This is a genomic window from Tenebrionibacter intestinalis (assembly GCF_016632365.1).
Taxonomy (GTDB): domain Bacteria; phylum Pseudomonadota; class Gammaproteobacteria; order Enterobacterales; family Enterobacteriaceae; genus Tenebrionibacter; species Tenebrionibacter intestinalis.
Window position 1 is genome coordinate 26,326 of record NZ_JAEPBH010000016.1, and the last position, 14,661, is coordinate 40,986.

At 56.1% G+C, this 14,661-nt stretch carries 16 protein-coding genes and 1 other annotated feature; of the genes, 8 read left to right on the forward strand and 8 right to left on the reverse strand.

Annotated elements, in window-relative coordinates; all coding sequences use genetic code 11:
- Window positions 1-218 precede the first annotated feature (218 nt).
- The 8 genes from ycfP to JJB97_RS07735 form a co-directional block, all read right to left on the reverse strand.
- Window positions 219-761 carry an alpha/beta hydrolase YcfP gene (gene ycfP, locus JJB97_RS07700; RefSeq protein WP_238713444.1) on the reverse strand — a complete coding sequence of 181 codons (543 nt, stop codon included), beginning with the start codon at window positions 759-761 and terminating at the stop codon, window positions 219-221.
- A gap of 23 nt (window positions 762-784) precedes the next feature.
- Window positions 785-1,825: a beta-N-acetylhexosaminidase gene (nagZ, locus tag JJB97_RS07705; protein WP_238713445.1), complete on the reverse strand. Its 1,041-nt coding sequence runs from the start codon at window positions 1,823-1,825 to the stop codon at window positions 785-787.
- Window positions 1,822-2,640, reverse strand: a complete 819-nt coding sequence (gene thiK / locus JJB97_RS07710; protein ID WP_238713446.1) for a thiamine kinase — start codon at window positions 2,638-2,640, stop codon at window positions 1,822-1,824. Before thiK ends, nagZ begins: the two co-directional genes overlap by 4 nt.
- On the reverse strand, window positions 2,624-3,265 hold the full coding sequence (gene lpoB, locus JJB97_RS07715) for a penicillin-binding protein activator LpoB (RefSeq protein ID WP_238713488.1): 642 nt from the start codon (window positions 3,263-3,265) through the stop codon (window positions 2,624-2,626). The genes thiK and lpoB overlap by 17 nt, the downstream gene beginning before the upstream one ends.
- A 13-nt stretch (window positions 3,266-3,278) precedes the next feature.
- On the reverse strand, window positions 3,279-3,653 hold the full coding sequence (locus JJB97_RS07720) for a YcfL family protein (RefSeq protein ID WP_238713447.1): 375 nt from the start codon (window positions 3,651-3,653) through the stop codon (window positions 3,279-3,281).
- 2 nt (window positions 3,654-3,655) lie between these two features.
- A complete protein-coding gene (hinT, locus tag JJB97_RS07725; RefSeq protein ID WP_238713448.1) occupies window positions 3,656-4,015 on the reverse strand; it encodes a purine nucleoside phosphoramidase in 360 nt (119 codons plus the stop codon).
- A 567-nt stretch (window positions 4,016-4,582) separates the two neighbouring features.
- Window positions 4,583-5,944 carry an APC family permease gene (locus JJB97_RS07730; RefSeq protein ID WP_238713449.1) on the reverse strand — a complete coding sequence of 454 codons (1,362 nt, stop codon included), beginning with the start codon at window positions 5,942-5,944 and terminating at the stop codon, window positions 4,583-4,585.
- Between the two features lie 380 nt (window positions 5,945-6,324).
- On the reverse strand, window positions 6,325-7,149 hold the full coding sequence (locus JJB97_RS07735) for an SDR family oxidoreductase (protein ID WP_238713450.1): 825 nt from the start codon (window positions 7,147-7,149) through the stop codon (window positions 6,325-6,327).
- A gap of 271 nt (window positions 7,150-7,420) precedes the next feature.
- Window positions 7,421-7,546 (forward strand) — a sequence feature (His leader region).
- Window positions 7,547-7,591: 45 nt separating this feature from the next.
- Between JJB97_RS07735 and hisG the strand changes: the two genes are divergently transcribed.
- The 8 genes from hisG to hisIE are packed head-to-tail and all read left to right on the forward strand — an operon-like array spanning window position 7,592 to window position 14,625.
- Entirely contained in the window at window positions 7,592-8,491 is a 900-nt protein-coding gene (hisG, locus tag JJB97_RS07740) for an ATP phosphoribosyltransferase (protein WP_238713451.1), read from the forward strand.
- Window positions 8,492-8,495: 4 nt separating this feature from the next.
- Complete coding sequence (gene hisD / locus JJB97_RS07745) at window positions 8,496-9,800, forward strand: histidinol dehydrogenase (RefSeq protein ID WP_238713452.1); 1,305 nt, start codon at window positions 8,496-8,498, stop codon at window positions 9,798-9,800.
- Complete coding sequence (gene hisC / locus JJB97_RS07750; RefSeq protein WP_238713453.1) at window positions 9,797-10,861, forward strand: histidinol-phosphate transaminase; 1,065 nt, start codon at window positions 9,797-9,799, stop codon at window positions 10,859-10,861. Before hisD ends, hisC begins: the two co-directional genes overlap by 4 nt.
- A complete protein-coding gene (gene hisB / locus JJB97_RS07755; protein ID WP_238713454.1) occupies window positions 10,858-11,925 on the forward strand; it encodes a bifunctional histidinol-phosphatase/imidazoleglycerol-phosphate dehydratase HisB in 1,068 nt (355 codons plus the stop codon). Before hisC ends, hisB begins: the two co-directional genes overlap by 4 nt.
- Window positions 11,925-12,515, forward strand: a complete 591-nt coding sequence (gene hisH / locus JJB97_RS07760; protein WP_238713455.1) for an imidazole glycerol phosphate synthase subunit HisH — start codon at window positions 11,925-11,927, stop codon at window positions 12,513-12,515. The genes hisB and hisH overlap by 1 nt, the downstream gene beginning before the upstream one ends.
- Window positions 12,516-13,253, forward strand: a complete 738-nt coding sequence (gene hisA / locus JJB97_RS07765) for a 1-(5-phosphoribosyl)-5-[(5-phosphoribosylamino)methylideneamino]imidazole-4-carboxamide isomerase (RefSeq protein WP_238713456.1) — start codon at window positions 12,516-12,518, stop codon at window positions 13,251-13,253.
- On the forward strand, window positions 13,235-14,011 hold the full coding sequence (gene hisF, locus JJB97_RS07770) for an imidazole glycerol phosphate synthase subunit HisF (protein ID WP_238713457.1): 777 nt from the start codon (window positions 13,235-13,237) through the stop codon (window positions 14,009-14,011). The genes hisA and hisF overlap by 19 nt, the downstream gene beginning before the upstream one ends.
- Window positions 14,005-14,625, forward strand: coding sequence for a bifunctional phosphoribosyl-AMP cyclohydrolase/phosphoribosyl-ATP diphosphatase HisIE (hisIE, locus tag JJB97_RS07775; protein WP_238713458.1), 621 nt, complete (start codon window positions 14,005-14,007; stop codon window positions 14,623-14,625). Before hisF ends, hisIE begins: the two co-directional genes overlap by 7 nt.
- Window positions 14,626-14,661 lie beyond the last annotated feature (36 nt).

The following is a 14,661-nucleotide window of genomic DNA, read 5'->3' on the forward strand; positions in this document are numbered from 1 at the left end:
AACTCCCCGGTTTTGCTTACCATCTGTTAATTAAGGCTTATTTATATATCCTTTAATTAACAACCAGTTATCTATGATGAAACGTCACATTTTACGGCAGAGTAACATGAATGGCGCATTGGTCATACCAAATTTGATATGTATCAAGTTTTATCGTTTAAAACATAGACAAAAGAGCCAGCAAATGCTGGCGCTTTAACTCTCAGGAGGTATGTCGCTCAACCGAGCGTTTTGAAGGCTTTTATACGCTGAAGATGGGGAGAAATATCGCTGAACTTATGCGTCTGCCGCTCATCCCAGACAATTTCGTAAAAATGGTGCAGCAGCCCGGCTGAACGTTCGCTGTCCAGCGCTTCATCATTACGTGACAGGATAGCCAGACAGCGATCGCGATTTTTCTCCCGAAAATTCTCCACGCATTTCGTGGCGATATCCAGATACTCTTCCGGGCGGTCGATTTTGCCTTCCATGTTCTCGTAAGGGAACAGATTTGGGTTAAAAATCGCCTGACGTATATCGCAGAGAAAACCAATGCGCTCCGCCCAGTAGCCGCCCAGCCCAACGCCGCAAATCAGCGGCCTGTCGTCAATATTTAGCTGTAGCATTTTGTCGACTTCTTTGAGCAAATGCTGCATATCGTGCTTCGGATGGCGCGTACTGTAGCTGATCAACCGGACATCAGGATCGATAAACTGCAGTTGCAGCACTTTTTCATGATTGCCGGGGCTACTGGAATCAAAACCGTGTAAATAGATAATCATTGCACCCTCACCGCGCTAAAAATTTACTCAACCGGCATCTGCGCCTTATGCGCCAGCCAGCGCGCATTCAGCGCCTCAAGCTGCTGGTTCGCCTGTTTCCAGCGCGATGACTCCCTGAGCGCCTGCCGGGTTATCGCGCCGCGATGGTACAAATTTGTAACACGCAGGGCGTTTTTCGGCGACAGGTTATCCAGCACATCTACCGCGCCTTTACGATTATTACAGACGAGGATCATATCGCAACCCGCATCCAACGACGCCTGCCCGCGCTCGGCATAGCTGCCCATAATAGCCGCGCCTTCCATCGACAAATCATCAGAGAAAATAACGCCGTTAAAACCCAGCTCGCCGCGCAGCACGGTTTTTAACCAGTGCGCCGAGCCGCTGGCAGGACGCGGGTCCACATTGCTGTATATCACATGCGCGGGCATCACCGCATCCAGCTTGTTGCGCTCAATGAGCGTGCGAAATACCGCCATATCCCGCGCCCGAATGTCAGCTTCCAAACGCGAATCGCACGGGGTTTCTTTATGCGAGTCGGCCGTAACCGCGCCGTGACCGGGAAAGTGTTTACCGGTACATTTCATGCCTGCTTCATGCATACCGTCAATCGCACGCTCGGCCAGCCTCAGCGCTTTTTCCGGATCGTCATGCCAGGAGCGCTCGCCAATTGCCGCGCTAATATGGCCTACGTCCAGCACCGGCGCAAAACTAATATCGATATCCATCGCAATCATCTCGCTTGCCATCAGCCAGCCCGCTTCATGCGCCAGCTTCATTCCTTCCTCCATCCCCAGTATTGCGGCAAAAGACTGCGCCGCAGGCAGACGGGTAAACCCTTCACGAAAACGCTGTACGCGTCCCCCCTCCTGATCTACCGCTACCACAAGGCGCTGGCGTGACGCGCTGCGGATCTGGCGCACCAGTTCGCGCAATTGATCCGGATCGTGGTAATTACGCGTAAAGAGGATCAGCCCCCCCACCAGCGGGTGCTGCAAAATGTCGCGTTCTTCGCCATCCAGCTCAAAACCTGCCACATCCAACATTACCGGTCCTGTGCTCATCTTTCATACTCCATAAATCGCAGACGCCGCCACGCGTCGTCCGCCAGTTGAATAAATTGGCGCTGCCGGGTTTGCTGCCAGCGCCATTCATACCAGGAGGCCATTAATGCCTGTACCCACGGCTGCCAGCGCCGCACCTGGCGCGCAAGCGCGGCGGCGGAATACCGCGTCCGTTCGGCGTAGGCCTGGGTGAGCGCCTCACCCATTCCCGTCGCCGCCAGCTCCAGCGCGATGTCCCCATCGCCTGCATATTCCCAGTCAATAAGACGCAGACCGTCAGGCGTCTGAATCAGATTATCGCCGTGTACATCCATATGCAGCGGCGCCAGCTTCAACGCAGCCGGTTCCCCCTGCTGATGCAGGCGTTTGAGCATGCTTAGCCAGAACCGAGAACGGCGCTCCGGGGCAGCCGCCTGCCAGTAAAACGTTAACAACGATGGCAGCGAGATACGCCAGCCAAAACGCCGCTGGGCGTGCAGGTGGCGCAGCAAGGCAGCCAGATCGTTTATATTCACCGCCTCTGCGCACGGCCGCCCATGCAACCAGTCGGTCACCAGCCAGCCGCCAGCCAGCAGGCGCGGCGTGGGGCCAGTGCCCGGCAAGCGCTGCTTTAACGCCCGATACTGGCGCGCAAGCGAAACGCCGGGCGGCGCCTGCGGTAAGCTGCGCCGCGCAGCGTAGATACGATCGCCGCAGGCAATTCTGATACTGCCGCCGCTTAATCCCTGCACGGTAGAAACAGTACCGGCGGCCTGAGCCGCCGGAAAATACCGCGCAATCAACGCCTCAGGCGTCAGTTTACTGGATGCGTTCAACGCCGCCCTTTCCCGACCAGACAATTTCACCGGTTTGCACCAGCATCAGTTGCATTTGCAGCGTCGGTGAATTTACATTGCCGCCTGCGCTGGTATAGAGCACATACTGCGCGCCGACATTACGCGCGATACCTATCGCCTTACTGCGGCTGCCCAGACTATCCTGCGCCGACAGCCCAAGCTGCTGCTTCGCCATCGCCAGTTGTTGGTCGCCTACCAGAGTAAATGTACCGTTATTTGCCAGCGCACTGCGCAGCGCCTGGGTGGCTTTTGCCGTTGGCAGGCTACCGTTGGTGCGGTTATTGACGTTATCAACCAACAGCACGCTGCCGGCGCTCACGCCGCCAACCTGCAGCATCCTGCCGACCATAGGCTGCACGGCGCCGCTCCAGTTCCATACGCGCTCGCGCGGCGGCTGCGCAGGTTTTGGCGGCTGAACGACAGGCCCCGGCTTATCCTGCGGCAGGGCAGGCGCCGGCGGTACGGTCGTCGGCGGCGCCGGCTGCGGAGATTCTGGTTTAATCTCTTTTATCGGCGCAGGCTGCCTTGCGCCGTCGTTAAGCCCGCAGCCGACCAGCAACACCGCTGTCGTCGCCAGTAGAATGTAACGATGAAGTTCCCTAATCAAATTTCACCCCTCAGAGCCAGATAGACAAGCGCACCTGCCGTGCGCCTATAAAATTACCGCTGGAAGCGACAGTTACGCCAGCGCGTGGCGGTATAACAATCTCTCTGGCGCGTTCCAGCGGATGCATTTCCAGCCCTTTACTATCGTACCAGTAAAAACGGTAATGAATTTTTACGGCACTGTCGCGTTCGTTATACAAACGCGAGGTCGCTATCGGCTGAATAACGCGTGAAGAAAACCTCGGCTCATCGGCCGTGACCCCCGCCGCCAGCACCGTCGCCTCCATGACCAGCGTCTGCCTGTCGTTAACCGGAATAACCGGCTTTGCGCTACAGGCCGCCAGCAGCAGCGCGCAAAAGACGGTAAACGGCGTTTGCAGGCGCATCTTCACAGCCCTTTACGCGTCAACATCGGCCCCAGCGCTTGTCCGCCAAGCAGGTGCATATGAAGATGATAAACCTCCTGCCCTGCATGGCGATTGCAGTTCACAATCAGCCGATAACCCTCTTCAGCCAGACCTTCCTGTTCAGCTATTTTTGCCGCAACGGTCATCATACGGCCCAGCGCCATTTCGTGTTCGGGCTTAACGTCGTTAACCGTTGGGATAAGCGTATTGGGAACGATAAGTATATGGCTCGGCGCCTGGGGCGCGATATCGCGAAAAGCGGTAACCAGTTCATCCTGATAAATAACATCCGCAGGAATTTCGCGGCGTATAATTTTGCTGAAAATTGTTTCTTCGGCCATGACTTTGTCCTTTTACAAAACCTGCAGGAAGTATGAGTGAGATGCCCCTTTTCTTTCAACCTTCCGGCATGAATTCTTCTGTTAAGCGTCAACGTTAACAACAAAAAAAACCGGACTACAAACCGTTTTGTGTGAGTAACAGTGGCCCCAAAGGCGCGTCCAGGCCGCCGGCGCGCTGCGTTTTTAAGTCAAACGTCGGCCTTCCCGGCAAGCATTCACGCATCGGTTCAAAACAAAAAAGCGCCGCAAAGGCGCACCGAGACGGGGGTTCATGCCCTTCTGGAATATAAACCCTGGAAAACAAAAAGTTGAAGTGATTCTGTTAACGACAAAGGAGGCAAAACCCTGTTTTGCCCCCCGAGACTGCTGACAAATCCCATCCTGTCGCAGACAGGATGGATGAAATACAATAAAAAAATAAGGAAAATCAATGTATTGATTTTCGCCTGCTTACCACAAAGAAGGAAAAGCTTCGTTTTTCCTTCTTTGTCAACAACCTGAGGAGGCAAAACCCTGTTTTGCCCCCTTTTATCAACACACTGAAAGGCGTCTGCGTCTTATTAACCTTTAGTGCGCAACATCTTCGTACTGCGGAACCGGATTGCGGAAGCTGCGGGTCACGCAAGCCAGATAAATCAGGCCAATAGCGGCCCAAATCAGGCCGAGCTTCATAGAGCTGGCCTCCAGGTTCACCCACAGCGCCCCCACGGTCAGCGCGCCGCATATCGGCAGGATCAGATAGTTAATATGATCTTTAAGCGTTTTATTACGCTTCTCGCGAATCCAGAACTGCGAAATAACTGACAGATTCACGAACGTAAACGCAACCAGCGCGCCAAAGTTGATAAGCGCAGTCGCGGTCACCAGATCGAAATTAATCGCAAGCAGCGCAATCGCGCCGACCAGCAGCACATTGAACGCCGGCGTACGCCACACCGGGTGGATATAACCGAAAAAGCGGGACGGGAAGACGCCATCGCGGCCCATCACATACATCAGGCGAGAAACGCCCGCATGCGCCGCCATGCCAGAGGCCAACACGGTAATAGTCGAGAAAATCAGCACCCCGAACTGGAACGCCCTGCCCGCAACGTAAAGCATGATTTCTGGCTGTGACGCATCCGGATCTTTAAAGCGGGAAATATCCGGAAAGTACAGTTGCAGAAAATAAGAGGCGAGGATAAATACCAGCCCGCCAATCAGCGCCGTCAGGAAGATGGCTTTCGGAATGACGCGGCCTGCGTCTTTAGTCTCTTCTGAGAGCGAACTGATGCCGTCAAAGCCCAGAAACGAGAAGCACAGAATCGTAGCCCCGGTAATCATCGGCACAACCTGGGCGTCATTGCTCCAGAACGGGCGCGAGCTGGCCAGCGTACCGGCGCCTTCGCCGTGGGCCACGCCCCAGATAACCATACCGACAATCACGGCGACAATACCCATCTGCAGCACCACGATAACGGTGTTAAAGTTCGCCACGGTCTTAATGCTGCGCATGTTGGAGATGGTCATAAACGCCACCAGCGCCACAACAAAAATCCACGACGGCACAGAAGGGATGAGCGCTTCGAAGTAAATTTTCGCCAGAAGAATGTTGATCATCGGCATGAACAGATAATCCAACAGCGATGACCAGCCCACCATAAAACCCACTGTCGGGCTGATGGACTTTTGTGCGTAGGTATACGCCGAACCTGCCGACGGAAAGCGGCGCACCAGCTTACCGTAGCTTAGCGCGGTAAAGAGGATGGCGACGAGCGCAAAGGCATACGCGGTAGCGACGTGACCGTGTGTCAGGCCGGATACAATGCCAAACGTATCGAAAAGCGTCATGGGCTGCATATAGGCCAGTCCCATCATGACAACCGGAAGCAGCGTAAGCGTCTTACGCAGCCCCACGCGGGAAGAAGTAGCGGTGACGTTATGCGACATGGTGATATCCCCCAAACGCAAAAGCAACAAATTGCCCCATCTTAGTTTTTCCTCGGCGACACGTCTGTCGATTCTTAAATGTGTATCTATCCGGTACTGAGCCCGGCCTCTTGTTTAATTGGGTTTGTTTACTGCAAAAAAATAACCGACACCCAGTAAAGCGTCGGTTTGTCTCATTTTGCAGGCGGCGTATTTTGCCCCAGTAAAAGCGCGATGACAAGACTCCATCGCCCTGACGGCGAAATTCTTTTTACACAAATTCTCACCGCCCCGCCAGACCGCGCCAGACCTGGGATTACACAACATTTCCGTTACCCGATATTGACGCCGGCAAAGAGCCTAATAAGCTTTTTCAGCATATTTTTAACCGCTCCCTTCGCTTACTCCATCGGCATATTCATCGGGTCCGGATGTTGATATTCAAACCCCAGCGCTTTACAAATAAGGCTGCCGTCAACGATTTTACCGCCCTCACTCCCCGCCGTAACCTGAAATACCGGCGGCGCCAGCCCCAGTTTACGCGCCATGCGCGGATAAAACAGCGCGCGCGGCGGGTGCTCAGGCGCACATAAATTATAAATGCGCCCGCCGCGCGGCGTCTGTAACAGCAAAATAATGGCATCAATAACATCTTCAGTATGAACCAGGTTAACGCCATGATTGCCGCCCGGCACGCTGCGCCCGGCCAAAAAGCGGCCGGGATGTCGCCCCGGCCCTACAAGCCCCGCCAGGCGCAAAATATCCACCGACGTCCCCGGCAGCCCGTGCAGCCAGTTTTCCAGCTCGCGCAACGTGCGGCCGCTTTCGCTTACCGGCGCCAGCGGCGAACTTTCTTTCACTATACCGGCGGCATTGCCATAGACGGCGGTGGAACTGGTAAAAATAATGCGTGGAATAGCGTAGACCAGCGCACTGTCGACAATTTCCTGTACCGCCTGCAGGTAAAAGCGTTCGCCATCGCCGCTGCGGCGCGCAGGCAGCGTAATGACCAGCGCGTCAACGTTAAGCAGCGCATCCAGATCGTCGCTGTCGCACACAAGCTCAGGCGCCAGCGTCAGCTTATAGCTTTCAATGCCGCACATGCGCGCGGCCTCTACGCCATCCTGCGTCGTTTTACTGCCGACGACCTCCCAGCCGCGCGCCAACAGCGCCATGCCAAGCGGCATCCCCAGCCAACCTAACCCGACAATCGCCACCCTTTTCATGCCTTTTCTCCCGCCCGTCGCCACAGAGTGTCCTGATGCTGTATTTAAGGCTACGCCAGCGAATAAAAAGTGACAATGAGACTGTTGTCAAACTCCGAATCAAACGGTTTGGGCGCGAAATCCCCGGCAGCTATCCGCCTGTGTACGTCCGTACCGAAAAAAGCGCTAAAAAAGCCCTTGCGTTCCCGCCATAATCTGGTTTAGGTTATCGAACAGACAATGAATAAACATTCAATGAGATTGTAATGAAGCGTACCGCGAATAATTTCCATCACCACCACCATCATCCTGACTAGTCTTTCAGGCGATGTGTGCTGGAAGACGTTCAGAATCTTCCAGCGGTGAGTAACGCTTCATAAAAAGCCCCCGGAAGATTGTCTTCCGGGGGCTTTTTTTATTTCGCGCGCTACACCGGTTAACGCAGTATTCAGGAGAGGAAGAGATGACAGACAACAGCCGCTTACGCATAGCTATGCAAAAATCAGGACGACTTAGCGATGATTCGCGCGAATTACTGGCCCGCTGCGGCATAAAAATCAACCTGCACACCCAGCGGCTGATTGCGCTGGCGGAAAACATGCCAATAGATATCCTGCGCGTTCGCGATGACGATATTCCCGGTCTGGTGATGGATGGCGTCGTGGATCTTGGCATTATTGGCGAAAATGTGCTGGAAGAAGAGCTGCTAAGCCGCCGCGCCCAGGGTGAAGATCCACGCTATTTCACCTTGCGCCGCCTCGACTTTGGCGGCTGTCGCCTGTCGCTGGCAACGCCGGTCGATGAACCATGGGATGGCCCGGCAAGCCTCAGCAACCGGCGCATCGCCACCTCTTATCCTCACCTGCTCAAGCGCTATCTCGACCAGAAAGAGGTGCCGTTCAAATCCTGTCTGTTGAACGGCTCGGTGGAGGTCGCCCCGCGCGCCGGTCTGGCAGATGCTATCTGCGATCTGGTGTCAACCGGCGCCACGCTTGAGGCTAACGGCCTGCGCGAAGTGGAAGTCATCTACCGCTCAAAAGCCTGCCTGATTCAGCGCGATGGCGATATGCCGCAGATGAAACAAGATCTCATCGACAAACTGCTCACGCGTATCCAGGGCGTTATTCAGGCACGTGAATCTAAATACATTATGCTGCACGCGCCAGGCGATCGCCTGGAAGAAGTCGTCGCGCTGCTGCCCGGCGCCGAGCGCCCGACCATCCTGCCGCTGGCAGGCGACAAACAGCGTGTAGCGATGCATATGGTCAGCAGCGAGACCCTGTTCTGGGAAACGATGGAGAAGCTTAAAGCGCTGGGCGCCAGCTCTATTCTCGTCCTGCCTATTGAGAAGATGATGGAGTAACGATATGGCCTTTAGCACAATCATCGACTGGAATACGCTCAGCGGCGCGCAACAACGCGCGCTGCTGATGCGCCCGGCGATTTCCGCCTCCGACAGTATCAGCCGTACCGTCAGCGAGATCCTGGATAATGTAAAAAATCGCGGCGACGCGGCGCTGCGCGACTACAACGCGCAGTTTGACAAAACCTGCGTGCAGAATATACGCATCAGCGCAAATGAGATAAGCGCCGCGGCGATGCGCCCTGGCGATGACGTTAAACAGGCGATGGCGGTTGCCGCCGCCAATATTGACGCCTTCCACCGCGCCCAGCGGCTGCCGGAAGTGGATGTGGAAACCCTGCCGGGTGTGCGCTGCCAGCAGGTCACGCGCCCGATAGCGGCCGTCGGCCTCTATATTCCCGGCGGTTCAGCGCCGCTGTTCTCTACGGTGCTGATGCTGGCCATCCCTGCGCGCATCGCCGGCTGCCGCCGCGTGGTGCTGTGCTCGCCGCCGCCTGTTGCCGATGAAATTCTTTATGCCGCTAAACTGTGCGGCATTGAAGAGGTGTTTCAGGTTGGCGGCGCGCAGGCAATTGCGGCAATGGCGTTTGGCACCGAAAGCCTCCCCTGCGTGGACAAAATTTTTGGCCCTGGCAACGCTTTCGTGACCGAAGCCAAGCGCCAGGTAAACCAGCGCCTGGACGGCGCGGCAATTGATATGCCCGCCGGGCCCTCAGAAGTGCTGGTCATTGCCGACAGCGGCGCTACCCCCGATTTTATCGCCGCCGATTTGCTCTCCCAGGCCGAACACGGCCCGGATTCACAAGTTATTCTGCTCACGCCGGATGCAGCGCTGGCTCAACGCGTGGCGCACGCCGTTGAACGCCAGCTTGCCGCTCTGCCGCGCGCCGAAACCGCACGCCAGGCGCTGGCCGCCAGCCGCCTGATTGTGACGCGCGATCTTGCGCAATGTGTGGACATCTCCAACCAGTACGGCCCCGAACACCTGATAATCCAGACCCGTAACGCCCGCGAACTGGTGGACAACGTAACCAGCGCCGGCTCCGTTTTCCTTGGCGACTGGTCGCCGGAATCCGTCGGAGACTATGCCTCCGGCACTAATCACGTGCTGCCGACCTACGGCTATACCGCCACGTGTTCAAGCCTTGGGCTTGCCGATTTTCAAAAGCGTATGACTGTGCAGGAACTTAGCCCGCAGGGGTTTGCCGCCCTGGCTCCAACCATTGAAACGCTTGCCGGCGCAGAACAATTGACGGCCCACAAAAACGCGGTAACGCTGCGCGTGAACGCGCTTAAGGAGCAGCAATGAAAACTGAAGCCCTGGCGCGCGCCAGCGTACGCGCATTGACGCCCTACCAGTCCGCACGGCGGCTTGGCGGCAAAGGCGATGTTTGGCTGAATGCCAATGAATATCCCTGCGCCGTGGAATTTACGCTGACACAGCAAACGCTAAACCGCTACCCGGAGTGCCAACCCACAGCGCTTATTGAGCGTTACGCGGCATATGCTGGCGTCAAGCCAGGCCAGGTCGTAGTAAGCCGCGGCGCGGACGAAGGAATTGAACTCTTTATTCGCGCCTTCTGCGAACCGGGACAGGATGCCGTACTCTACTGCCCGCCCACCTATGGCATGTATAGCGTCAGCGCTGAAACCACCGGCGTGGAATGCCGCACGGCGCCAACGCTTAGCGACTGGCAGTTGGATCTTGCGGCTATCGAACAGCGGCTGGACGGGGTAAAAGTGGTCTTTGTTTGCAGCCCCAATAACCCAACCGGCCAGTTGATTAACCCTGACGCGCTGCGCGCGTTGCTGGTAATGACCCGCGATCGGGCCATCGTGGTTATCGACGAGGCCTATATTGAGTTCTGCCCGCAGGCGACGCTTGCGGGCTGGCTGAACGACTATCCCCACCTTGCCATTCTGCGCACGCTATCCAAAGCCTTTGCGCTGGCCGGGCTGCGCTGCGGTTTCACGCTTGCTAACGAGGAGGTGATTAACCTGCTGCTAAAGGTCATTGCGCCTTATCCGCTTTCCACTCCCGTTGCCGATATCGCCGCTCAGGCGTTGTCGCCAGCCGGTATTGAAGCCATGCGCGCACGCGTGGCGGAAACGATTGAAAACCGCCGCCTGCTGGTAGACGGCCTGAAGGCGATAAACGACGTGGAGCAGGTTTTTACCTCAGAAACTAACTATGTGCTGGCGCGCTTTGTTGATTCCGGCCGCCTGTTTAAATCGCTATGGGATCGGGGCATTATTCTCAGAGACCAGAGCAAACAAACGAGCCTTAGCGGCTGCCTGCGTATTACCGTCGGCACCCGGGCAGAGTGCCTGCGCGTGCTGGATGCACTGCGCGACCAGGAGGGCCAATGAGCCAAAAATATCTTTTTATTGACCGTGACGGAACTTTGATAACCGAACCGCCGGACGATTACCAGGTCGATCGCTTTGAAAAACTCGCTTTTGAACCCGACGTTATCCCGTCGCTGCTGACGCTCCAGCAGGCAGGTTACAAGCTTGTGATGATAACCAACCAGGACGGGCTTGGCACCGCCAGTCTGCCGCAGGCGAATTTTGACGGCCCGCACAATCTAATGATGCAGATTTTCACTTCTCAGGGCATAAACTTTGAAGAGGTGCTGATTTGCCCACATCTGCCCGCCGATAACTGCCATTGCCGCAAACCTGAAACGGCGCTGGTGTCGCGCTATCTGGAAGACGGCGCAATGGATAAAACCAACAGCTACGTCATTGGCGACCGCGCGACCGACCTGCAACTGGCGGATAACATGGGCATCAACGGCCTGCGCTACGGCTGCGACGGCCTGAGCTGGCGCGCCATCGGGGAACGGCTGACGCGACGCGACCGTTACGCCCACGTAGCGCGCAACACAAAAGAAACACAGATAGACGTACAGGTATGGCTCGATCGCGAAGGCGGCAGCAAAATTAACACTGGCGTAGGTTTTTTTGATCACATGCTGGATCAAATTGCCACGCACGGCGGCTTTCAAATGGCGATAGACGTAAAGGGCGATCTGTATATTGACGATCACCACACGGTGGAAGACACCGGGCTGGCGCTTGGCGAAGCGCTGAAAATGGCGCTTGGCGACAAACGCGGCATTGCCCGATTCGGCTTTGTGTTGCCGATGGACGAGTGCCTGGCGCGCTGTGCGCTGGATATCTCCGGCCGCCCGCACCTTGAATATAAAGCCGAATACCATTTTCAGCGCGTGGGCGACCTGAGCACTGAAATGGTTGAGCACTTCTTTCGTTCGCTCTCCTACGCAATGGGCGTGACGCTGCACCTGAAAACCAAAGGCAAAAACGATCATCACCGCGTGGAAAGTTTATTTAAAGCCTTTGGCCGCACGCTGCGTCAGGCCATACGCGTGCAAGGCGACACGCTTCCCTCATCAAAGGGAGTGCTGTGATGAATATAGTGATTCTTGATACCGGCTGCGCCAACCTCTCTTCAGTAAAATGGGCGATACAACGGCTGGGCCATGCCCCCGTGGTCAGCCGCTACCCTGACGTAGCGTTACGCGCAGACAAACTGCTGCTACCCGGCGTGGGCACCGCGCAGGCAGCAATGGATCGGTTACGCGAACGCGAGCTGGTAGCGCTTATCCAGGCCTGTACCCAACCGGTGCTGGGGATATGTCTGGGCATGCAGTTGCTGGGCAGCCGCAGCGACGAAAGTAACGGCGTGGAAACGCTCGGCATCCTGGAGGAGCCGGTAAACAAGATGACGGACCACGGCCTGCCGCTGCCCCATATGGGCTGGAACCGCGTCTTCGCACAGGCGGGACATCATCTGTTTCGCGATATTGAGGACGGCGCGTACTTCTATTTTGTACACAGCTTCGCGATGCCGGTAAACGCCTGCACCATCGCCCGGTGCAATTACGGCGAACCTTTTACCGCCGCCGTACAAAAAGAGAATTTTTACGGCGTGCAGTTCCACCCTGAGCGCTCCGGCAAGGCGGGCGCGCAGTTGCTAAAAAACTTCCTGGAGATGTAAATGATTATCCCGGCATTAGATTTAATTGAAGGCAGTGTTGTGCGCCTGCATCAAGGGGATTACGGCCAGCAGCGCGACTACGGCGCCGATCCGCTGCCGCGCCTGCAGGATTATCAATCCCAGGGCGCGCAGACGTTGCACCTGGTCGACCTGACCGGCGCCAGAGAGCCCAGCAGACGCCAGATACCGTTGCTGAAAATGTTGCTGGCAGGCGTCAGCGTGCCGGTACAGGTAGGCGGCGGCGTGCGAACCGAAGAAGACGTTGAGGCGCTGCTGAACGCCGGCGCGAGCCGCGTGGTGGTGGGTTCAACAGCAGTGAAATCACCGACGCGGGTTGAAGGCTGGTTTACACGTTTCGGCCCGGAAAAGCTTGTGTTGGCGCTCGACGTACGCATTGACGCACAGGGCAATAAACAGGTCGCGGTCAGCGGCTGGCAGGAGACCTCCGGCATTACTCTGGAGCAGTTGGTGGAGCGCTTTTCGCCATTTGGCCTGGCGCACGTTTTGTGTACCGATATTTCCCGCGACGGCACGCTGGCTGGCGCGAATGTGGCGCTTTATCGGAACATTTGCGCCCGTTACCCCCGGGTGGCGTTTCAGGCCTCCGGCGGTATTGGCGGACTTGATGATATCGCCGCGCTGCGCGGCAGCGGCGTGAAAGGCGTTATCGTTGGCCGCGCGTTGCTGGAAGGCAAATTTAATGTAAAAGAGGCGATTCAATGCTGGCAAAACGGATAATCCCCTGCCTTGACGTACGCAACGGCCAGGTGGTCAAAGGCGTGCAGTTTCGTAATCATGAAATCATCGGCGACATCGTACCGCTGGCAAAACGCTATGCCGAAGAAGGCGCCGACGAGTTGGTATTTTATGATATTACCGCTTCCAGCGATGGCCGCGTGGTCGATAAAAGCTGGATTTCACGCGTAGCGGAAGTGATTGATATTCCCTTTTGCGTGGCGGGCGGCATTAAAACTGTTGACGATGCGGCGCATATTCTCTCCTGTGGCGCAGATAAGATTTCCATTAACTCTCCCGCGCTTGCCGATCCCTCGCTGATTACGCGCTTGGCTGAACGCTTTGGCGTACAGTGCGTTGTGGTAGGCATTGATACCTGGTTTGACGACCAGGGCGGTAAATATCACGTTAATCAGTATACCGGCGATGAAAGCCGCACCCGCGTCACGCAGTGGGAAACGCTGGATTGGGTGCTGGAAGCGCAAAAACGCGGCGCCGGTGAAATTGTGCTTAACATGATGAATCAGGACGGCGTACGCAACGGTTACGATCTGCTGCAATTAAAGAAAGTACGCGAGGTTTGCCGCGTACCGCTCATTGCTTCCGGCGGCGCGGGCACAATGGAACATTTCCTGTCGGCTTTTCGCGACGCCCGCGTTGACGGCGCGCTGGCAGCTTCAGTGTTCCATAAGCAGCTAATCAATATCGGTGAACTGAAGCGTTATTTAATTCAACAGGGCGTGGAGATAAGGCCGTGTTAACGACAATACAACGTAGCAAACTGGACTGGGCTAAAACCGACGGCCTGATGCCTGCCATTATCCAGCATGCGGTATCCGGTGAAGTATTGATGCTCGGCTATATGAGCCCGCAGGCCCTTGAAAAAACCGAAACCTCAGGCAACGTCACCTTTTATTCACGCACCAAACAGCGGCTGTGGACGAAAGGCGAAACCTCCGGCCACTTTCTTAAGGTTGTCAGCATAGCGCCGGACTGCGATAACGACACATTACTGATACTGGCAAACCCTGTCGGCCCAACCTGTCATCTTGGGACATCAAGCTGTTTTGGCGAAAAAACGCGCCACGCATGGCACTTTCTCTACCAACTTGAACAACTGCTGGCCGGGCGTAAACACACTGACCCGGGCAGCTCTTATACGGCGAAGCTTTACGCCAGCGGCACCAAACGCATCGCACAAAAAGTGGGCGAGGAAGGCGTGGAAACCGCACTGGCGGCAACCGTTAACGATCGTACAGAATTAGTTGATGAGGCGTCCGACCTGCTATATCACTTACTGGTACTGCTTCAGGACCAGGAACTTGATTTGGGTAACGTGATTGAAAATTTGCGGGAAAGGCATACGCATAAATAAGCTTGCATATTTAACAAAGACTGGAAAAAGCCGCCA